At 55.9% G+C, this 21,254-nt stretch carries 17 protein-coding genes; 10 read left to right on the top strand and 7 right to left on the bottom strand.

The features are described from left to right. Positions 1–188: 188 nt before the first annotated feature. Together OH144_RS09395 and OH144_RS09390 are read right to left on the bottom strand one after the other, a co-directional pair. Positions 189–3,245 carry a TonB-dependent receptor gene (locus OH144_RS09395; protein WP_266206043.1) on the bottom strand — a complete coding sequence of 1,019 codons (3,057 nt, stop codon included), beginning with the start codon at positions 3,243–3,245 and terminating at the stop codon, positions 189–191. A 102-nt stretch (positions 3,246–3,347) separates the two neighbouring features. Then, complete coding sequence (locus OH144_RS09390; RefSeq protein ID WP_266206042.1) at positions 3,348–4,034, bottom strand: TIGR04282 family arsenosugar biosynthesis glycosyltransferase; 687 nt, start codon at positions 4,032–4,034, stop codon at positions 3,348–3,350. 189 nt (positions 4,035–4,223) lie between these two features. On the opposite strand from OH144_RS09390, the gene OH144_RS09385 reads away from it, so the two are divergent. The 6 genes from OH144_RS09385 to OH144_RS09360 all read left to right on the top strand — a co-directional run bounded on the left by OH144_RS09385 (position 4,224) and on the right by OH144_RS09360 (position 11,148). Next, entirely contained in the window at positions 4,224–5,612 is a 1,389-nt protein-coding gene (locus tag OH144_RS09385) for an NAD(P)/FAD-dependent oxidoreductase (protein ID WP_266206041.1), read from the top strand. Positions 5,613–5,819: 207 nt separating this feature from the next. Beyond that, positions 5,820–7,364, top strand: a complete 1,545-nt coding sequence (locus OH144_RS09380) for a 4Fe-4S binding protein (protein WP_266206040.1) — start codon at positions 5,820–5,822, stop codon at positions 7,362–7,364. Continuing rightward, complete coding sequence (locus OH144_RS09375) at positions 7,364–8,833, top strand: cellulose synthase family protein (RefSeq protein ID WP_266206039.1); 1,470 nt, start codon at positions 7,364–7,366, stop codon at positions 8,831–8,833. Before OH144_RS09380 ends, OH144_RS09375 begins: the two co-directional genes overlap by 1 nt. 3 nt (positions 8,834–8,836) lie before the next feature. Then, positions 8,837–9,199, top strand: a complete 363-nt coding sequence (locus OH144_RS09370) for a hypothetical protein (protein ID WP_266206038.1) — start codon at positions 8,837–8,839, stop codon at positions 9,197–9,199. A gap of 116 nt (positions 9,200–9,315) precedes the next feature. Continuing rightward, complete coding sequence (locus tag OH144_RS09365; protein WP_266206037.1) at positions 9,316–10,218, top strand: hypothetical protein; 903 nt, start codon at positions 9,316–9,318, stop codon at positions 10,216–10,218. Positions 10,219–10,263: 45 nt separating this feature from the next. Continuing rightward, on the top strand, positions 10,264–11,148 hold the full coding sequence (locus OH144_RS09360; RefSeq protein ID WP_266206036.1) for an alpha/beta fold hydrolase: 885 nt from the start codon (positions 10,264–10,266) through the stop codon (positions 11,146–11,148). 38 nt (positions 11,149–11,186) lie between these two features. Here OH144_RS09360 and dinB read toward each other — a convergent pair whose 3' ends face one another. Together dinB and OH144_RS09350 are read right to left on the bottom strand one after the other, a co-directional pair. Next, a complete protein-coding gene (dinB, locus tag OH144_RS09355; RefSeq protein ID WP_266206035.1) occupies positions 11,187–12,269 on the bottom strand; it encodes a DNA polymerase IV in 1,083 nt (360 codons plus the stop codon). A gap of 118 nt (positions 12,270–12,387) precedes the next feature. Continuing rightward, positions 12,388–13,776 carry an FAD-binding oxidoreductase gene (locus OH144_RS09350; RefSeq protein ID WP_266206034.1) on the bottom strand — a complete coding sequence of 463 codons (1,389 nt, stop codon included), beginning with the start codon at positions 13,774–13,776 and terminating at the stop codon, positions 12,388–12,390. Between the two features lie 321 nt (positions 13,777–14,097). Here OH144_RS09350 and OH144_RS09345 point away from each other — a divergent pair, with 321 nt between their 5' ends. From OH144_RS09345 to OH144_RS09330, 4 genes are all read left to right on the top strand, one after another. Continuing rightward, entirely contained in the window at positions 14,098–15,408 is a 1,311-nt protein-coding gene (locus OH144_RS09345) for a PQQ-dependent sugar dehydrogenase (protein WP_266206033.1), read from the top strand. Between the two features lie 117 nt (positions 15,409–15,525). Then, the gene (locus tag OH144_RS09340) at positions 15,526–16,206 is read left to right on the top strand and encodes a type 1 glutamine amidotransferase domain-containing protein (protein ID WP_266206032.1); all 681 of its coding nucleotides are present in this window, start codon (positions 15,526–15,528) and stop codon (positions 16,204–16,206) included. A gap of 153 nt (positions 16,207–16,359) precedes the next feature. Further along, positions 16,360–17,247: a cysteine synthase CysM gene (cysM, locus tag OH144_RS09335; protein WP_266206031.1), complete on the top strand. Its 888-nt coding sequence runs from the start codon at positions 16,360–16,362 to the stop codon at positions 17,245–17,247. A 170-nt stretch (positions 17,248–17,417) separates the two neighbouring features. Further along, positions 17,418–18,278: a pirin family protein gene (locus OH144_RS09330; RefSeq protein WP_266206030.1), complete on the top strand. Its 861-nt coding sequence runs from the start codon at positions 17,418–17,420 to the stop codon at positions 18,276–18,278. 167 nt (positions 18,279–18,445) lie between these two features. On the opposite strand, the gene OH144_RS09325 is transcribed toward OH144_RS09330, so the two are convergent. The 3 genes from OH144_RS09325 to OH144_RS09315 all read right to left on the bottom strand — a co-directional run bounded on the left by OH144_RS09325 (position 18,446) and on the right by OH144_RS09315 (position 21,194). Beyond that, a complete protein-coding gene (locus OH144_RS09325; RefSeq protein WP_266206029.1) occupies positions 18,446–19,450 on the bottom strand; it encodes a S4 domain-containing protein in 1,005 nt (334 codons plus the stop codon). A 175-nt stretch (positions 19,451–19,625) separates the two neighbouring features. Beyond that, positions 19,626–20,615, bottom strand: a complete 990-nt coding sequence (gene rluF, locus OH144_RS09320; RefSeq protein ID WP_266206028.1) for a 23S rRNA pseudouridine(2604) synthase RluF — start codon at positions 20,613–20,615, stop codon at positions 19,626–19,628. A 168-nt stretch (positions 20,616–20,783) separates the two neighbouring features. Continuing rightward, positions 20,784–21,194, bottom strand: coding sequence for an STAS/SEC14 domain-containing protein (locus tag OH144_RS09315; protein ID WP_266206027.1), 411 nt, complete (start codon positions 21,192–21,194; stop codon positions 20,784–20,786). Between the last annotated feature and the right edge of the window lie 60 nt (positions 21,195–21,254).

The following is a 21,254-nucleotide window of genomic DNA, read 5'->3' as shown; positions in this document are numbered from 1 at the left end:
AACATAGGTCATTCTGTAAAGAACCTTGTCGGAAGGTGGGCTGAGCCTATACTATTCGCTACCAAGATCCTTTCAGATGACAATGAAGATAGAAATTAAGAGGCCTACTCCGTATAGAGCATCTTTCAACTTTCTAACTTTCTAACTTTCTAACTCTCCAACTCTCTAACTCCCCAACTCTCTAACTCCTAAAACACATACCTCATCCCAAATTGGAACTGCCTTGGCGGGGCAGCATTGCGGCGCACCAGCACGCCGCTGCTGGCCGGACCCACCTGGATCTGGTTGCTTTGGGTGGCGTTGTTGCTATAGCCGCTCAGGTTTTCGGCGTTGAAAACGTTGAACACATCGGCCCGTACTTCCAAGCCGCTGCTTCTATCAGCCCCGAAAGGTATAAAATACTGCACACTTGCATCGAAGGTGTTGGACCAGGGTAGGCGGTCGGAATTACGTTCTTCGCCGGGATGGCGGTCAGAGTTGCCCACATAGGCATCGCCGAAAGCAGCGCCATCGCCGTTCAGATCGTTGGTGAAGATGGGGGCACCGTTAGCGTTCAGGACAGGACTTCCATCACGATTTACTATCCTATACTGCGTGGCGTCCGGAATGCGGTTGATGGGCTGCCCACTTTGCAGGAGCGCCGCCGCCGTGAGTGTCAGGTTTTTCACCGGGAAATACGTATAAATGGCGTTGATGACGTGGCGACGGTCGTTGATGCTGGGGCCCCACTCGGCTTCAAAATTATTGGCATCCATTGCCCGGAAGTTGATGTCTTCGGTGTTATTCTCAAGGTACGACAAAGTATAGATCAGGCGATAGGAGAACTTATCGTCGGTCTTGTCCTTCTGCAGGTTAAAGCTGGCGGCATAGTAGTTACTTTCTCCCCCCGATTCCGTCATCACCAGGTTCCTGGCTACGCCTTCCACACGCTCATCATTGATTATCGCATAGTTCCCGTAGATCGGGAGCGGGCGCGTTTCGTCGGCCCAGGTGGTGCTGCGGGCAATGCCTTCTTCCTGGCTTCGGCTGTAGTCCCAGGCGGCGGGGGCGTTCAGGTTGACGGTGCGAAACAGGTTGCGGCCGCGGTTGTAGACCAGGTCCACGTAAAACAGTTGCTGCGGCGCCATCTGCAGCTGGTAGCCCAGCGAGAACTGCTGCGTGTAAGGGTTATCGTAGCCGTTGGGGTTGAGGATGCGGCGCTCGTTGCTGAAGAGGTTGCGCTGCCTGGCAAAGCTCCCGGCCGGCGGCCCCTGCAGGTAGCCGTATGGTAAGCCAGCGTTGTCGCTTTGCCCCACGGTCAGGTTGCCGTTAAAGGTCACGCGGTCCAGGTCTGTGTTCGAAGGTAGAATACCCTGCTCTACAAAGTAGGAAAGCTGCTTTTTAAAGGCCTGCGAGTTGTTGTTCTGCTGCAGGGCATCACTGTAGACGGTGTAGAGAATCTTGTCATAAAAAAGCCCGAAACCGCCGCGTATGGTGCTGTAGGGGGTGAGTTGGTAGTTAAAGCTCAGGCGCGGAGCCAGGTTGTTATAATCGCCTTGGCTGTTTCCGCCTTCGGAGAGATTATCGTAATCGTAACGAAGGCCAAGGTTCAGGTTCAGTCGCTCGGTGGCCTGCAGTTGGTCTTCCAAATATAAAGTATAGATGTTTTGCCGTTTGCCAAAGGCAGTCGGCCGCAGCTCCACGGCATATCGGGTCACCAGCACATCCGAGGGAATATCGTTTATACGTAAGCCTGAGCCTAAGTTAGCCGCCCGCAGATTCTCTGCTTGCCCTTGCGTGAGCTGCACGGTATAGCTGCCATTTGGGTTGCCGCCGCCAAACAGGGCGTGGTCGGTGCTCAGGATCTCGGCTCCGGCCTTAAAGGTATGACTGCCCTGCGTCCAGGTGGCTTTCTGCTGGGCCTGCCAGGTGTGCTGTATACTTTCGAAGGCGTAGCCCGGGTGGCCCAGCACGGCCACTGTCTCGCCGGTGGGCCCCAGCACGGTTACGTCCGGACTTGTGGGGTTTTCGGGCTGCACGTAATCCCATCGGAAACGGGCGTACTGCAGGTTCGTCTCCAACGTCAGGTTGCCGGAAGTATAGACGTTGGTGCTGGCCAGGTTGAGCGAGTTGCGCACCTGGTCGCTGGCGGCGGATGGGAAATTCAGGCCGCCTGTTAAACCTCCTGCCTGCCTGCCAATTCCTACGATGCCTACATTGGCCCTGACGGCCGAGTGAAAGCGGTCGCTCCAGTAGTGGTCAACCTTGCCCGAGAGGTAGTTAAAGTAGTTCTGGCCACGCACAGTCTCATTCACGCCCAAAGCCGGGCTGCGCAGGATGTTGTCTTTCAGGTCGGTAGTGTGCTCGTAGTTGAGGAAGTAAAATGTCTTGTCCCGCAGGATAGGGCCACCCACGCCAAAACCTGCCTGGTAGCGCTGAAAGCCGTCCTTTACCTGGTTGCCGGATAAGTCGCGCTGGGCGTAAGGGGAGGAGGCATCCAGAAAACCGGGGCGGGTGAGGAAGAATGCCTCGCCCTGCAGCTTGTTGCTGCCCGATCTGGAAGTGATGTTGATGATGCCGTTGCCCGTGTTGCCGAACTCCGCTGAGTAGTTATTTGTCAGCACCGACACGTTCTGCACAAACCCGACAGGCACGTTAAAGCGCGCGCCGCCTAAAAACTGCTCGTTGTTGTCCAAGCCGTCGATAAGGTAGTTGTTGAACAATGGGTTGGCTCCGTTTATACTGACATTCGGTGCCTCCGGGAAAAAGCCCGTGGCCTGCGTGACGTTAGGCAGGCGGTACAGCATTCTGGATACGTCGCGCCCCTCCACCGGCAACGCCCGAATCTCCGAGATCCGCATTTCCGACGACACCTCGGCATTGTAAAGGTTGAGGCGCGTGGTGCTGGGGGCAAACACGGTTACACTCTGCAGCTCTACCTCGCGCCTGAAAGGCAGCACCAGCGTAACGGTGCGGGTAAAATTGGAACGCAGTACGACCGGCTCGGAAGAAACAAAAGTGTAGGTCTCGTTCTCCGCCGAAAGTATCGTATAGGCGCCGGCCGTGTTGAGTCCGTTGAAGGTGGCCATGCCTTTGCTGTTGGTGGTGCGGGTGGCGCTGAAGCCAATGGCCTCGTTGGAGGCTGTGATCTGCACCTGTGGCACCGGCTCCAGTTTTGGGTTGAGCACCGTCACCTCGATGGCCCCTTGTGCAAAGGCAGCGGCCATGGGGATGATGTACCCCAGTATGAGTAAAAATAATCGCATGCGTACGTAGTAGGGTTGTTTAGCTGCTGAAGTATAAAAAGCGGGAAAACTCAAAGTATAGCGTATAACTGAGCTCCTTTGCCAATAAAACGGTTACAGGAGTTAACAGCTAACAGGTGGGCCACGCAGCCCGCAGGCGGCAGGTGTAGTTTGTGGCAGGTAGGAAGTATAAGCTCTAAAGTATGATTTGCCAGAAAACAGCAGCTCGCGAAGCCATCCGGCAAATTTACCTAAAGCATGGTGTCCACTCAAGACAAGGAGGTCTTCAGCACTGTCGGCGTCAGCAAGTATAGGGGCAAGGATGGAGGTGCTGGCAGTGGCTGTTTGCCGGCAAAGCTCCTCGAATACCAGTGAGGTGTTCCAGGAAATGGCCGAGAAATTAAGCTGAGGCAGCGTGTGGCGGTGCATCCCCATCACATACACGCCTCCGTCGGTCGCCTGACCGAACACGAAATCCTGCTGCTGCAGCGCTTCAGCAGCGGCGCGTAGGGTTTTAGGCGTCAGTCCGGGCGTATCGTTGCCAAGACAGATGATTTTGTCATACCCCTGCGCAAATGCCTGTGAGAACGCGTGCTGCAGCCGCTCGCCAAAGCTGCTGCCCTGCTGTTCTGATGAGTTGATGATAACAAGCGGAAGCCCTGCCTGTTGTACAAGTGCCTGGGTGTGCTTGATCAGCTGCGCGGCGATGGCCTCGCTTTTACGGCGGCTCCGGCAGAAGTGCTTGACCTGCGCCTCCTCGGCAGAGGTACGGGTAAAGAGCAAAACGGCGGTATGTGCGGGCGCGGTCATCAATTTTATACTTTACACAAATATCTGTTAAATGTTCAGAAAAAAGAATTTGCTTTCCGGCATGCTTCTGCCACGCTATGCGTGCCTTTTGTCAGGTAGGTATAGGTGTATCCGTAATTTGGAGGTAAATTTGGGGAAACCAGTGCCTGCAGCAGTATAAAAGCAGGCCAAACAGCGCAAAGCATTCTTATGAGGGAGGCAGCACACACAGGTGATTTTTGCATCCGCACGAAGGGTCGCCGCATCGTCATCATCGGCAATGGCATTTCGGGTATAACCTGCGCGCGCCATCTCCGCAAACGCGACTCCGAGGCGCACATCACCATCATCTCCGGCGAAACAGAGCATTTTTTCTCCCGCACCGCGCTCATGTACATCTTCATGGGCCACATGACCTATGAGCACACCAAGCCTTACGAAGACGGGTTCTGGGAGAAAAACCGCCTCCACCTGGTACACGACTGGGTGAGAGGTATAGATTTTGAAAAGAAGGAACTGTGCCTGCAGCAACAGGAGCCGCTCCAGTATGATATTCTGATCCTGGCACTGGGCTCGAAACCCAATATGTTTGGCTGGCCCGGGCAGGAGTTGCAGGGCGTGCAGGGGCTCTACTCGTACGAGGACCTGCAAAAGATGAACGACAACACCGCCGGCTGCCAGCGTGCCGTGGTGGTGGGTGGCGGCCTGATTGGGGTGGAGCTGGTGGAGATGCTGCTGAGCCGGAAAATTCCGGTAACGTACCTGGTGCGTGAGGAGCATTTCTGGGAGCATATCCTGCCAAAGGAGGAGTCGGAGCTGGTGATGCGGCACCTGCGTGAGCACCACGTAGACCTGCGCCTGCAGACGGAGCTGAAGGAGATTCTGGATGATGGCACAGGCCGCGTGAGAGCGGTGGTAACTTTATCCGGAGAAGAGATTCCCTGCCGGTTCGTAGGCCTGGCAGTAGGCGTGAAACCGAACATGGAGCTGGTGCGAGGCACAGAGCTGGAGGTGAAGAAGGGTATCCTGGTTGACCAGTACTTTGCCACCAACATCCCCAATGTGTTTGCTATCGGAGACTGTGCCGAGTATCGGGTGCCGGTGCCCCAGCGGCAAAGTATAGAGCAGGTGTGGTACACCGGTCGCATGCATGGCGAAACACTGGCGCACAGCCTTACCCATCCGGAGCCTGTTGCTTACGCGCCGGGACCGTGGTTTAACTCCGCCAAGTTCTTTGATATCGAGTACCAGACTTATGGCCTGGTACCCAACCAATGGCATGAGCCGGTAGAGTCGTTTTACTGGGAGCACGCGAACGGTAAAATCGCCTTCCGGGCGGTATTTAACGGGAAGGACAAGCGCCTGCACGGGGTAAATGGGCTGGGCATGCGCCTGCGCCACGACTTCTTCGACCAGGCGTTGCGCGAGCAATGGGCGGTGGAGCAGGTGCTGTCGCAGCTAGACAAAGCCGCCTTCGACCCGGAGTTTCATGACCGCCACCACCGCGCTATCCTGCAGGCTTACAACCGGCAGTTCGGAACACACCTGGAGCCGGAGAAGAAAGAAAAGAAGGGGCTGCTGGCTTTTTTGGGGCTGTAGTTTAAAGTTTAGGCAAGTAGGACGCAGGTCATCAACTTTGTGACACAAGCATACATTCAGGTCAGGTTTTAGAATGCACGGAAGCTGTGGCCTCCCAGTCTGAAACAAGAAAAGCACTACAGCCACAGGTACACTTGCGCTAAATTTTCGGCATAAAAGTATAAAACTATAAACCCTTGCCTGTTTTAGGGAAGGGGAAGGGAAAATATGAAGGCAATACAGAAAATAGGTTTGGGTATTTTCCTGCTGGCGCTGCTGCTCTTCAACGCGCTGCTCTTTATGGGGCAATTCCGGCTAACGGAGGAGCAGCTGCAGGAAGCAGTGAAACAGGAGCACGTGGAGGTGCTGCGGCAGGAGCTGCAGCCCATGCTGGGCAAAACCTATACGTCCAGCTTCGGCTTTGCCTCCGACTTTAACCGCTACCTCGACAACTATAACGAGGAGCAACAGCGCAGCCAGCAGTGGGACCGCGTGATCTGGGACGACTATGCCTTTGCCCTGGCCAGGGTAGCCAGCCAGGGTTTTGTGGTGCATAACAAGCTCCTCCTGCTCTTGCTAACAGTAGTGCTGGGCGCTGCCGGTGCGTTGCTCCATATCCTGCCAAAGTACAGTGGCGAACCGGCGGGCATCAAAAATAACGGCGTCATGTTCTCCTCCAACAAAGCACGCGGGGTGGTCGGGATAACGATTGGCGTGTACCTCACGGCTATTTACGTGCTGCTGTACTGGTACCCGGAGTACCTCGTGAACTGGGCTTTGCTCGTGGATCCGCTCAGTTACGCGCTATCCGGCGGGCCGGCCAGCCAGTGGTTTCTGTACGGCACCATTTATACCTTAGCCATTCTGGTGATGGGCGTGCGGATGTTCCGCAAGTATAAAGGCAACAAGTACCAGCTGCTGCGCACCGCCTCGGTCATGTTCTTCCAGTTGAGTTTTGCCTTCCTGATTCCGGAGATACTCGTGCTGCTGAACCTGCCGTGGTACGACCTGAAAAACATCTGGCCCCTCGACTACGACTTCTTCTTCGACTACAGCGTGGCTAGCATGCTGGGCAGTGGCAGTATCGGGATGTTTCTGTTTGTGTGGGGGATTTTGCTGATCATTTTGGGCGTGCCGCTGCTTACGTATTTCTATGGCAAACGCTGGTACTGCAGCTGGGTGTGCGGCTGCGGCGGCCTGGCCGAAACCGCTGGCGATCCCTACCGCCATCTCTCTGACAAGTCCTTAAAAGCCTGGAAGGTGGAGCGCTGGATGGTGCACAGCATACTTGTCATCATCACCGTCATCACCCTGCTTACCATTGCCAATTATTTTACGGAATTCGCCCTGCTGAAGCAGTCGACGGACATGTTGCATCAGTGGTACGGCTTCCTGATAGGGGCAGCCTTTGCAGGCGTGGTGGGTGTGGGTTTTTACCCGCTGATGGGTAACCGCGTGTGGTGTCGCTTCGGTTGTCCGCTGGCGGCCTACTTGGGCCTGGTGCAGCGCTTCAAATCACGGTTTAGGATCACGACCAATGGCGGCCAGTGCATCTCCTGCGGCAACTGCTCCACCTACTGCGAGATGGGCATTGACGTGCGCTGGTACGCGCAGCGGGGGCAGAACATCGTCAGGTCGTCCTGTGTGGGTTGCGGCATCTGCGCCAGCGTGTGCCCGCGCGGCGTGCTCAAACTGGAGAACGGACCGGAGCAGGGCCGTATCACCGACATTCCCGTGCTGACCGGGAATGAGTCGATCAAAGTTCTGAATTAATGAAGTTACTCCTTATTTTTTGTTTGCTGATTTACGGGCTCGCCATGCTGTTCATACTTTTATACAGCATGGCGCAGGCGCACCTGCTGTACCGTTTCCGGCTGTTCCGGAAGCAGGGCAGAAGGCAAGCGCCACCTAACCCCGAAGTATGGCCTGCAGTAACGGTGCAGCTGCCGGTATACAACGAGAAGTATGTGGTGGAGCGCCTGATAGATGCGGTGGCTGCCCTGGATTACCCCGCCGAAAGGCTGGAGATACAACTGCTCGACGACAGCGACGACGAAACCACAAAGATCATCCAGGAAAAGACAAAGCAGTACCCGCACCTGCACCTGCGGCACCTCCGCCGCCCCGACCGCAGCGGCTTTAAGGCAGGAGCCCTGAAGTACGGACTGGAGCTGGCACAGGGGGAACTGATCGCTATTTTCGATGCAGATTTTACGCCGCAACCGGACTTCCTTCAAAAGACTGTTCCATACTTCGCTAACCCGCACCTGGGCATGGTGCAAACCCGCTGGACGCATCTGAACAAGGATTTTTCAGTCCTTACCCGGCTGCAGGCGCTGGCGCTGGATGCGCACTTTTTTGTGGAGCAGGTGGGCCGCAACAGCCAGGGCGCCTTCATGAACTTTAACGGTACCGGCGGCTTGTGGCGCAAAGCCACCATTCTGGATGCGGGCAACTGGCAGGCCGACACCCTGACCGAAGACCTGGACCTGAGCTACCGCGCCCAGCTTAAAAACTGGCAGTTTTTATACTTGTCCGAGGTGGAGTCGCCGGCGGAGCTGCCGCCCGTGATGAGTGCCCTCAAGTCGCAGCAATTCCGCTGGACCAAGGGCGGGGCCGAGTCGGCGGTAAAGCACCTGGGTGCGGTGCTGCGCTCCGAAAAGCCACTGCGGACAAAGTATCATGCGCTGGCGCACCTGCTCAATAGTGCGGTGTTTGTCGCGTTACTGCTGGCCTCGGTGGCAAGTATCCCGCTGCTGTGGGCAAAGGTACATAACCTGCTGCCTTCCGGTGCCTATGAGGCGGCGGCTGTGATGCTGGTGGGGTTCGTGGTGATCAGCCTGCTATACTTCCAAGCGAATTTTCTGGGCAAGAGTACCGGTCTAAATCGTGTGCTGGGCTTCGTGCTGTACTACCCGCTGTTCCTGTCGGTGTCGATGGGCATGGCGCTGCACAACGCCGTGGCAGTGTGGGAGGGCTGGACCGGTCGCAAATCACCCTTTATCCGCACGCCGAAATTTAACCTGGAGGCGCGCCAGCACAGGTGGCAGGAGAACTTTTACCGCAGCCTGAAAATACCCTATACCACGTACCTGGAGGGACTGCTGGGGCTGCTGTTTTTGGCCGTGGCAACCTGGAGCGTAGTGCAGGGAGAGTATGTGATGCTGGTCTTCCACTGCATGCTGGCCCTTGGTTACCTGCTCGTTTTTTACCATTCCGTTCTCTCTTACCGACGATCCTAACTGATGGCTCCTAAACTGCTTTTCGTATACAACGCCGAAACGGGCTTTTTCAACAAGCTTACTGATTTCGCGCACAAGATCATCTCCCCGAAAACCTACCCCTGCAGCCTCTGCGCCCTGACGTACGGCAATTTTACGATATTTCCGGAGTGGGCCGAGTATTTAGACAAGCTTCCGCAGCAGTTGGAGTTTGTCTATAAAAATGAGTGGAAGCACGCTGATGTCTGCCACAAATTTCCGGTCGTGGCGCTGCAGACGGTTGAAAAGGTGGAGGTGCTGCTGACGGCGGAGGAACTGGGAAGTATGAAAACCCTGGAGGCGTTGAAGGCTCGGCTGGACGAGGCACTACAGCGGAAGCAAGTATAAACTGATGAGCACTTTGGATAACGTAAGCGATTGTTTGTGCTTCCTGTCTTCTGAAAGTCAAAGTATATAATTCCGGCATAAGCGGAAGCTTTTCGCCAAAGCCCAGTAACATCACCATGAAAAAGCTCTTGTACCTTGCGCTGCTTACATTGTTAACCAGCTGCAACTCCGGCGGCTCCCGAAGTATAGATTTTGATGCCTTTGGTGCCTACTGGTACCAGGGCAAAGCGGAGCTCAATACGTATACCTTGGAGCAGTACCGTTATGGCGAGAAGCGCGAGGGGGAGGCGGTGCTGGTTTTTGTCACCGAGGATTTCTCCCAGAAAAAGCAGGTGAAACTGGACGACCCGCAGGCAGACCAAGGGGATGCGCAGAAGGTGCTGAAACTGAACCTGACGAAGAAATTCGTAACCGGCATTTACCCCTACTCCATGATGCTCTCCGTGTTCACGCCCGTGTATGACAACATTCCGGCCGTAAAGGTAACGGCCAGTGTACAGGAGTGGTGCGGCCAGACGTTTACCCAGCTCAACAGGAAGGGCGGAAAGTATAAGGCGCGGCTATTTTCATACTTCGAGCAGGAAGCTGACCAGGAAAGCAGCATCGACGCCATGCCCGAAGATAACCTCTGGACGCTCCTGCGCCTGCACCCCAGCCAGGTGCCAACCGGTGAGGTAAAACTTATCCCCAGCCTGCTGGACCAGCGCCTGACGCATGAAAAGCTGGAGGCCGAGGAGGCGCAGATACGTATAACGTCTGCCAAACAGGGGATGGCAGGCTTCAACGCAGCAGACCTGCAAGTGCTGGAAGTGAGCTATACATCCTACCCGCGCACGCTGCGCATTTTTTATGCTTCTGCTTTCCCCTTCGAGATAGCCGGCTGGGAAGAAGAACGCGCAGGAAAAGACGGGCAGCAGGAGGTGAGCCGCGCCACCCGCAAAGCCAAAATGGTGACCGACTACTGGACCAAAAACAAGCAGGAGCACGAGCCCCTGCGGCGGGAGTTGCAACTGGACTAGCGCCTGACGAGTAGTAGTAATAGGAGCAGTATGAAATAATAAGCCATGGGTACAGACAAGGCAGTAGCGCGGGTGATCGAAAGGCATCAGGCCGCCGGCAGATACCTCACCGTGGAGGGGGTAAAGACCTTCGTGCTGGACGAAGGGGCAGGAGAAGTCGTGTTCTGCATCCATGGGGTGCCAACCTCCTCTTTTCTGTACCGCAAGGTGATAGGGGCTTTGGCAGCGAAAGGCATGCGCGGGGTCTGCGTAGATTTGCCTGGCCTGGGCCTTTCCGGCCGGCCTGAAAACTTTGATTATACTTTCCACCGTTTTGCACGCTTCCTGGCCAAGGCTACTGAAGTGCTCGGCGTAGAAAAATACCACCTGCTCGTGCACGACATTGGCGGGCCTATAGGCTTTGCCATGGCTGCAGAGAACCGGGGGAAAGTTCAGTCGCTGACTGTCCTCAACACCTGGATTGACGTGGTGAACTTTAAAAAGCCTTTGCCCATGCGGCCCTTCGAGGTGCCTTTACTGGGAGAGGCGGAACTCAAAGGCATCACCCACACAACCTGGCATGCGGCTTTTACAACAATGGGAGTAGCACATGCCGATGGCATCCCGAAAGAGGAGGTCTATGCCTATGTGGACCTGCTTAAACGGGAGGACGACGGGGCTGCTTTCCTGAAGATCATGCGCCATTTCGATAAATCGGAGGACTTCAGGAGGCTGTGCCTGCAGGCAGTGGAAAAGGCACCTTATCCCATTCAGGCGATTTGGGGAGCAAAAGACCCGGGCCTTACCTACGAACGCTACGGTCGGGAAGTACAACTTGCTGCGAACTTACCGGTAGTGCATAAACTCGAAGCCAGCCACCTGCTACAGGAGGAGAAGCCGGAGGAAATAGCGCAACTGGTGGTGCAGCTGGCGGAGAAAGGCCAGTTGTAGCAGGCGATTAGCATAGATTCCCAAACTCTCCGCCAGCATTACAACTCCAGCGTCAGCTGATATCCTTCGCGCAGGCGGTCGTGCTGGTAGGTGAGGCTGGAGACGGAGATGCCCAGCAGGCGTACCGGGTAAGCCGGCAGCTGCGGCGAGCGCAGCAACTCGCGGGCAATGGTGTAAATGGCATCGGCCGAGGTAAACTCACCTAAGTACGTCTTACTGCGGGTGTTGAGCGTAAAGTCAAAGTACTTTATCTTGAGCGTAACCGTTTTGGCACTGGCCTGGAGGCGGGCCATGTCCTTGGCCACCTCCTCGGAAAGGTGCTGCAGGCGCTCCAGCATGTCATCTTCCTCCGTTAAATCTGTATCAAAGGTGCGCTCCGAGCCAATGGATTTCCGGATGCGGTGCGGCTGCACGTCGCGCTCGTCCTGTGCGCGGGCCACCCGGTAGTAGTAGCGTCCCACCTTGCCAAAGTTTCGCACCAGTTCCTCTTCCGTTCGCTCCCGCAGGTCGGCTCCGGTCAAAATGCCCATGCTTTGCATCTTGGCCGCCGTTACTTTGCCAATGCCATGAAATTTCTCGATCTCCAGCCCCGCCACCAGCTGCTCGGCCTTGTCCGGCGTTATCAGCGTGAAGCCGTTGGGCTTGTTCATATCGGAGGCGATCTTGGCCAGAAACTTGTTGAACGATACACCGGCAGAGGCGGTAAGGCCTGTCTCCTCCAAAATCCGTTGTTTGATCTCTTTGGCGATGATGCTGGCCGAAGGCACGCCGATCTTGTTCTCCGTCACATCCAGGTAGGCCTCATCCAGCGAGAGCGGCTCCACCAAGTCGGTATAAGAATAAAAGATTTCGCGTATCTGCCTCGATACGGCACTGTAGACATCAAACCGGGCTTTTACAAATACGAGCTGCGGGCAGCGCTGGGCCGCTATTTTGGAGGCTAGGGCGGAGTGCACTCCATACTTGCGGGCCTCGTAGCTGGCTGCGGCCACCACGCCACGCGCTTTAGAGCCGCCCACAGCCACGGGCTTTCCGCGCAGCTCGGGGTTATCGCGCTGCTCCACGGAGGCAAAAAAGGCGTCCATGTCGATGTGAATGATCTTGCGGATGGGCTGTTCCAAAGTATGGCTTTTATACTTGCAAAGGTACAAAAACCGCTGCAGGAAGTACAGGGCCTATCACTGCTTTGCTATACTTTCAGCGGAACTTCCCCACCCCGCATGCCGTCTACCAGAGCCTTTATGCCAGCACCGCCGGCTTAATGTTCTGGTTTACCTTGAACAGGTTGTTAGGGTCATACTTATACTTGATGTGCGCCAGCCGGGCATAATTGTCGCGGTACGTGGCCCGGATGCGCTCGTCTCCTTCCTCCATCATAAAGTTAACATAGGCGCCACCCGCTGAGTAGGGGTGCAGGGCGTCAAAGTAGGCCTTTGTCCAGTTGGTTATTTTCTCCTTGTTGGCCGGATCGGGATCCACGCCGATAATGACCTGCGACCAGTTGGCGTCCCGGAAGCTCCAGGCCGTGGCGTCCTTATCCAGTTCATGTGCTGCGCCGTTGATGGGGTACAGGTGCATGGATGACTGGGGGCTGGGCAGCTTTTGGGCAAATTCCAGGTGGCGGTCGATGGCCTCGTCGCTGATCTCATTCACAAAGTCGGCGCGCCAGTACCACTGGTGGCCGGGCGGGTAAAGCGGGTCGAACATACTTTGCAGAACCGGGTGCGGAAGCGGGCCAACCAGGTCGATGATCGGCTGAGGTTGCATACTTCGGATAGGGCCGAACACCTCTTCAACTTTCTCCGGATCTCCGGTATAACACCAAATCACGCCGCCTACAAGCTTGTTATGATGTTCTGCCGGGAAAGGTTCTCCGGGCGGTACCTGCACAAAGGCAAAAAAGCCGTTCAGGTCTTCGGGTGCCTCCAGTATGAAATCGCGCCACCACTGCATCACCTCCTTCACCTGGTTTAGTTCCCAGAGCATCGGGCCGGCATAGTCCATGTCCACGGGGTGCAGCTTGAACAGGAAAGAGGTTACCACCCCGAAATTGCCGCCGCCCCCGCGAATGGCCCAGAATAGGTCTTCATGTTCTGTTTCACTTGCCTTTACCAGGCTGCCGTCCGCCAGCACCACATCGGCCTCCAGTAGGTTGTCGATGCTCAGGCCATAGGCACGCGTCAGGTGCCCGATGCCGCCCCCGAGCGTAAGTCCGCCTACCCCTGTGGTCGAGATAATGCCACTCGGTGTTGCCAGCCCGAAAGCGTGGGTGGCGTGGTCTACCTTGCCCCAGGTGCAGCCGCCTTCCACGCGCACCGTCTTCTTCTCCGGGTTCACCTGCACCCCGTTTAGGTGGGAGAGGTCCAGTACCACTCCGTCATCGCAAATGCCGAGGCCCCCGCCGTTGTGGCCGCCACCCCGCACCGCGAGGAGCAGGTCGTTATCTCTGGCAAAGTTCACGGTGTAAATCACATCAGCCACATCCTCGCACTTGGCAATCAGGCGCGGGTGCTTGTCGATCATGGCGTTGTAAACCTTGCGGGCCTCTTCAAAGCCGCTATCGCCGGGCTGCATGATGGCGCCCCGCATACTTGCTTTCAGTTGTTGAATACTCTCTTCGTCTATCATAGTCGCCTCCCTTTCTTTAAGTTGCACCCTTACGCAGAGATGGTCTTGAGGGTGAGGAAGCTGACAGCACGGCTGGATCAGGTGCAAATAATTAATTAAAACTTAGTAAAGTATACGTTTGCCAGGAGGTAGCAGGAAAGGCCCTGCCGGAAAATGTGTGAGGGGGGAGGTCTGGTCCATGAAGGCTTACGGTGAAAGGGTAAAGCAGGGGCTATACTTTAACCTGGTGTTCGCCCAGGGATGAAAATAAAGCAAGCCCGATCGCTTGGGCGAACGCGCCCGTATAGGAAATACCTCGGAACCCCAAACCCGATAGAGACTATGAAATTTACGAAAAGATATGCCGTGGCATTCACCCTGCTTGGAAGTGTAGCCTTGCTCAGCTGCTCGGAGTCAGCACGAACAGTGGAGGAAGCAGAAACCGACACCACGATGGTTGCAGGTGCCACAGGTGCCGCCGACTCCCTCATGCCTCAAACCCAAACAGACCTGCGGCTACCGCCCCCCGACACGACGCACCGCGCCGAGAAGCGCAGTAAAACCATCGGCTGGCCTGAAGGCAAAACCCCCACGGCCCCGGCTGGTTTTGCTGTCATTAAATTCGCTGGCGAGCTGAAGCACCCGCGCCGGATCTACGTAGCTCCCAACAACGATATATTTGTGGTGGAGTCGGATGATAAGGAGAAGAGCGCCAACCGCATCACCTTCTTGCGCGACACCAACAACGACGGAAAACCGGAGCAGCGCGAGGTGTTCCTGACCGGCCTGAACCAGCCTTACGGGATGCTGGTGCTCAACAACTACTTTTATGTAGCCAATACCGATGGTCTCCTGCGCTATCCTTACAAAGAAGGCCAGACGAAGATAACCGACAAAGGAGAGAAGCTACTGGAACTGCCCGCCGGCGGCTATAACCACCACTGGACCCGCAACCTCATCGCCAGCCCTGACAGGTCTAAGATTTTCATTTCGGTTGGCTCAGCCAGCAATGTGGGCGAGTATGGGATGCAGGAGGAGGAACGCCGCGCCGCCATTCTGGAGATTAACCCCGATGGCAGCGGCGAGCGCATCTACGCCAGCGGCCTCCGCAACCCCGTGGGCATGGACTGGGCGCCCGGCACCAACACCCTCTGGACAGTTGTGAACGAGCGCGACGAGCTAGGTGATGAACTGGTGCCGGATTACCTGACAAGCGTAAAGGAAGGTGCCTTTTACGGGTGGCCCTACGCCTACTTCGGGCAGCACGTGGACCCGCGTCGCAAGGGCGAGCGTCCTGACCTGGTGGAGAAAGCCCTGATGCCGGACCTGCCGCTGGGGGCGCATACTTCCTCGCTGGGGCTGGAGTTCTACAACGGGAACAGTTTCCCGGAGAAGTATAGAAACGGCGCTTTCGTGGGGCAGCATGGCTCCTGGAACCGTAGCGCGTTTGCCGGCTACAAGGTTATTTTCGTGCCTTTCCGGAACGGCAGGCCCAGCGGCGATCTGGAGGATTTCCTGACAGGATTTATAGCGGATGAAAGTAAGAACCAGGTGTACGGCAGGCCAGCGGGCGTGGCGGAACTACCCGATGGCTCGCTGCTGGTCGCCGACGATGAGGGTAATACGGTATGGCGGGTGGCGGCGCAGCGGTAGAACAATTCGGCAGCGACTACGGTTTCAAATAAGAGCCCTACTTACCCTTTCAGGGCCATGCGGCCCGCAGGAGAGCGTGCAAAGTATAAACTAGTACAACGTATAAAACCACGAACTATGAAAGTATTATTTGTCTTAACGTCCCATGCAGAGCTGGGCGACACAGGAAAGAAAACCGGTTTCTGGGTAGAGGAATTCGCCGCCCCTTACTATGTGCTGGCCGATGCGGGTGTGGAAGTTACACTGGCCTCGCCGGAGGGAGGGGAGCCGCCCATCGACCCGAGCAGCGAGGCGCCTGGAGCGCAAACGGAGGCTACCGAGCGCTACAACCAGGATGCGGCGCTGCAAGAGAAACTGCGTAATACCAAGAAGCTGAGCCAGGTAAGCGCCGACGACTTTGATGCGGTATTTTACCCAGGCGGCCACGGCCCCCTGTGGGACCTGACGGAGAGCGCGGACTCCGTAAAACTGATCGAGGCCTTTGCCAAACAGAAGAAACCCGTGGCTGCCGTGTGCCATGCGCCTGCCGTTTTTGCCAAGGTAAAGAATGAGGACGGGGAGCCTCTTGTGAAAGGGAAAAAGGTGACCGGCTTTACCAATTCCGAGGAAGATGCCGTGCAACTGACGGAGGTGGTGCCTTTTCTGGTAGAGGAAAAGATGAAGGAACTCGGTGCCAACTACTCCAAAAAGGATGACTGGCAACCGCATGTGGTGCGGGACGGCCTGCTGATAACCGGGCAGAACCCCGCCTCCTCCGAAGGGGCGGCGCAGGAGCTGCTAAAGCTGCTGCAGAAGTAAGTACAGAATCCCGCAGGCACGAAGTATAGCCGGCGGGATTTTTTTATTCCACAAGTATGAGCTGCTGGTTTTACCTTTGCAGAAATAGTTAACAACAGGCCACTTCTGCTGTTAATCCGTCTATAACTAGTCTACAACTATTAAGAAGTATACATGGCAACGCTGCTCGATTTTATAGGCAACACCCCACTGGTGGAACTGACGCACATCAATAAAAAGCCCGGCGTAAAGCTATACGCCAAGCTGGAGGGCAATAACCCCGGGGGCAGCGTGAAAGACCGCGCCGCCTATAGTATGATCAAAGGCGCGCTGGACCGTGGCGAGTTACTGCCGGGGATGAAACTGATAGAGGCCACCAGTGGCAACACCGGGATTGCGCTGGCCATGATAGCGCGGCTTTTTGGGGTGGAGATCGAACTGGTGATGCCGGCCAGCGCCACCAAAGAGCGGGTGCAAACGATGGAGGCTTTCGGAGCTAAAGTTATACTTACGCCTGCTGAAGAGTCGATGGAAGGGGCGATAGACCATGTGGCGGAGCAAGTGGAGAAAGGGGGGTACCTGGTGCTGAACCAGTTCGGCAACCGCGACAACTACCTGGCACATGTACGTACCACCGGCCCCGAGATCTGGAGCGACACCGGAGGCAATGTAACGCATTTCGTCTCTTCTATGGGCACCACAGGCACCATCATGGGCGTGTCGCGCTATTTGAAGGAGCAGAACCCACAAGTACAGATCATCGGCGCGCAGCCGGTGGAAGGGGCTCAGATTCCGGGCATCCGAAGGTGGCCGGAGGAGTACCTGCCCAAAATATTCGAGCCCGAGCGCGTGGACCGCACCATCGATGTGAGCCAGAAAGAGGCCACCGCCATGACCCGTAGACTGGCAAGGGAAGAGGGCGTTTTTGCCGGTATGAGCAGCGGCGGAGCAATACATGTCGCCTCCAGGGTGATAGAGGAACTCGACGAAGGGGTGGTCGTCTGCATTATCTGCGACCGCGGCGACCGTTACCTGTCTTCGGACCTGTTTGCAGCGAAGTAAGCAAGTATGGCAGGAGGCTCCAAGGCGCTTTTCTTACCAGGATACATGTACCTCCTAAGAGGTACATGTATACTTGTAGAAGCTTTTGACGTGTATGCGAAAGTATAAATCCAAAACTTGTGTGGCTATATGGGAGTATGTACATTGGTGTGCATACATTGACTTATGAAATGAGGAAAATCAAGAGAATACATAAAGCCATCAGCGCCCCCATTGATGATCTGGTAACCTACCGGGCCTTGCCAACCAACTCGGTGGAGTACATCGATCCGTTTCTGTTCCTGAACCACCACGGGCCGCAGGTGTACAAACCGGGCAATCGTGGGTTGCCGTTCGGGCCGCACCCGCACCGTGGCTTCGAAACGCTGACCTTTATACTCGACGGTGACATCACGCACCAGGACACCGGTGGTGGAAGAGACGTGATTCAGGCGGGTGGCGTGCAGTGGATGACGGCTGGCCGCGGGTTGATCCATGCGGAGGTTTCTTCAGAGAAATTTAAACAGGAGGGTGGTCCCTTGGAGATTCTGCAACTATGGTTTAACCTGCCCGCCAAGTATAAAATGACAGCGCCCAATTACATCGGGCTGCAGAAAGACAAGATACCGGTGGCTACCGAGGATGCCGGCAAAGTAAAAGCGCATGTAGTTTCCGGCAATTGGCGCGATACGAAAGGGCCCATTCCATCACTGAGCGACATCCACATGGCCAGTATAACGTTGCAGCAGGGCGGCCGTTTTACGGCCCAGGTGCCGGCAGTGCGCAACATCTTCTTCTATGTGGTGCGCGGCGCTGTGAAGGTGAATGGTGAGACAGCTGCGAAGCTGCACTTGGTGGAGTTTGCCAAGGAGGGCGAGGAAGTGCAGGTGGAGGCGTTGGAGGACAGCTACATCCTCTTCGGCCATGCCCAGCCGTTCAACGAGCCTGTGGTAGCGCACGGACCGTTTGTGATGAACACGGAAGAAGAGATTCACCAGGCTTTCCAGGATTACCAGCAGGGCAAAATGGGCAGTTGGGAAAGCTGGGACTAAGCCCTTAGGAGATTAGAAAGAGAAAAAGGCATTTGCTGGATTCACTTTTTCATGTGTATCTGTGCGTTTAGGCAATACTGGCTTGGAGCTGGAAAAGCAGGCGTTGGCACGCACAAAAAAGGACAGCCACTGCAGTAGTGGCTGTCCTTTTTTATATAAGTATAAACTTACCTCGACCGGCTGGAGGAGCCTCCCCTGGAAGGACTTCCTTTTTTCGCGCCGCCTTTAAAGCCCCCTTTGTCGGGAGCCCCCTTGGCACCGCCTCTCGAGCCTTTGGCGCTGCCCGATCCGGCCGTGGCCGGCCTTGATTTTCCAATGCGCTTACCGGAACCAGCGTATTCTGCCGCGCCTGTTTTAGCAGGCTTCTGGTAACTTCCTCTTTCAGAGGAGGCTCTGTCTTTGCCAGCTGCTGCTCTGGGCTTGAAGTCTCTGGAGTCTGCTTTAGCTCTGGCAGCTTTTTCCGGCTTGGCCGAGGCGATCTGTTTCAGGTTTTCTAATTCCGGTGCGCTGAGGGTGCGCCAGTGCCCTTTTTGTAGTTTTGTGAGGGTGATATTCTCTACCCGTACGCGCTGCAGAAAAGTTACCTGGTAGCCCAGGGCCTCACAAATCTTCTTAATGCTATGGCTCATGCCCGGCTCAAGCACTATCCTGAACCTGGTGGTGGACTCTTTGTGTACAGCGGCCTTCTTCGGGTTGCCATCTTCAAAAGAAGCGCAGGCCTCGCTGAGCTTGGAGATAAACTCTGAAGAAAAAGGCTTGTTAACCGTTACGATCAATTCCTTTTCGAGCCTGTTATCCACCTTGGCTAGTTTCCGCACCAGGTCACTGTCGTTGCTAAGGAAAAGAACACCCTCATCATCCCGGTCCAGCTTGCCGATAGGCTGCAGGGTGGCCGGGTGATTAATAGCCCGTACTACGTTGTCGCGCACACCCATATCGGCTGTGGCCGACATACCGGACGGCTTATGGAGGACGAGGAACACCGGTGCTTCGTCGCGTACGCTCAGCAACTGGTCATCCACCCTTACTTTGTCTTTAGGGGTTACTTTCGTACCTGCCTCCGGCAGTTTGCCATTAACCGTTACCCTTCCTTCTTCAATCAGCCGGTCAGCCTCGCGGCGGGAGCAGAAGCCCGAGTCGCTTATGAATTTATTTAATCGCTTTGGTTCCATGGTGTGTTTGGCCTAGGGTGGCAGGTACATGTCGTCTGTGCTGCCGCTTCTTATTACGCCGGGTTTAAATGTGTGGCCAAAATTACAGCAAAAGGATTGCTTTACCTATTGCTGTTGAGGCGTAAGATTGGGCCGCTTTGTTTTGGTTGTGCCTGAGGGCGGCCCGGCAGACGCGCTATCTTCTTCGGCCTCCCTTAGGGGCACTTCCTTTACCGGCCGTGCCTCTGCCTCTGCCGCCTGTACCGGCAGCGCTGCCTTTGGCTGCACCGCGGGAGCCTCTGGCGCTTCCGGCGTTCTTGGGTTTATCGCGTTTGCCGGCAGCTGCGCTTTTGCCGCTCTTGGGGCTACTACCCGGTTTACCGGCAGGGGAACCGCCACGGGGCTTGGGCTTATTGCTTTTGGCAGGGGCAGCGGGTTCGTTGGCGTGTTTCCGGCTTGCAGAGGCTTCCTCTGTTTTAGCGGAGCGCTCCACCAGGCGCATCATTTCAGCTACCTCGGCATCTGTCATGTTGCGCCACTGGCCCAGCGGAATTTTAGCCAGCGACAGGTGCATGATGCGCGTGCGCTGCAGGGTTTGCACCTCGTAGCCAAGGGCTTCGCACATGCGCCGGATCTGCCGGTTCATGCCCTGCGTAAGTATGATGCGAAACTTGTTGGGGCCGAGCTGCTCTACAAAGCATTTCCTCGTGTTCACCCCAAGTATGGAGACGCCATTGCTCATGCGCTCTACAAAATCCTGGTTGATGGGCTTGTCCACGGTCACGATATACTCTTTCTCGTGGTTATTGCCGGCCCTGAGGATTTTGTTTACAATGTCGCCGTTGTTGGTCAGGATGATCAGGCCTTCGGAGTCTTTGTCGAGGCGCCCGACCGGGAAGATGCGCTCCGGGTAATTGGTGAAGCTGATGATGTTGTCCCGCTGCGAGGTATCGGTGGTGGTTTCGATGCCGGGGGGCTTGTTGAGGAGCAGGTACACGGGCTCCACGGCGTCTGCCTCCAGCAGGTTGCCGTCCACGCGTACTTTGTCCCTGGCTGTCACTTTGGCGCCAACCTCAGGTCGTTTGCCGTTTACGGTTACGCGGCCCTGCTCAATCATTTTGTCGGCTTCGCGGCGGGAGCAGTAGCCCGAGTCGCTTATAAATTTATTCAGTCTGATTGGTTCCATCGTGTGCCGTGGCTAAAGCGGCTGCTGTGCCATCCGCCGTGCTCATACGTTATACTTTCAAAAGTACGGGAATGGCGGTGGTATACCTAAGCCGGGTGGCAGAATATTCCGCACCGAGCCCCATCACCTCAGGAAACAAAGTATAAACCAACCCGAAAAACAGGCCTGTTACGCCAGCGAGTACTGCCGTAGCCACTCCTGCGCTTTGCCCATGTCATCAAAAACCCGGACCTCAAAGGCTTTCAGGTTGCTATAGAACTTTTCTGCTGAGGAGCCGCCAAAGGTTTCCGGCGTGGTTACCATGGCAAAGTTTTTCAAGCCGGCGCGTGCCGCCCGTGGCGCCCACTCATTTACGACCCAGTTCATGGAGTGGTCCCAGCTGCCGATAAGCAGGCGGGTGTCGTTCAGCACGCAGCTGTATCCGGCCTCCGAAAGGGCCTTTGTATAAGCAGCGGCCCCGGTTTTAATATTTTCCTCCGTTAGGTAGCCCATCCAGTTTACATGCACCCACCTGTTCTTGCTATTGGTATTGATGGTAAGGTATACCCGGCCAAAAGGGTTTCGAAGCTCTTGTATCATACTATGTGCGTAAAACACAAAAGTAGCAAAAGAGAAAAAGCCGATCCAGCGCCTAAAGGC

This window comes from Pontibacter kalidii, assembly GCF_026278245.1.
Lineage (GTDB): Bacteria > Bacteroidota > Bacteroidia > Cytophagales > Hymenobacteraceae > Pontibacter > Pontibacter kalidii.
Note: the sequence above shows the minus strand (reverse complement) of the source record. Positions and strands in the feature narration are given on the sequence as shown.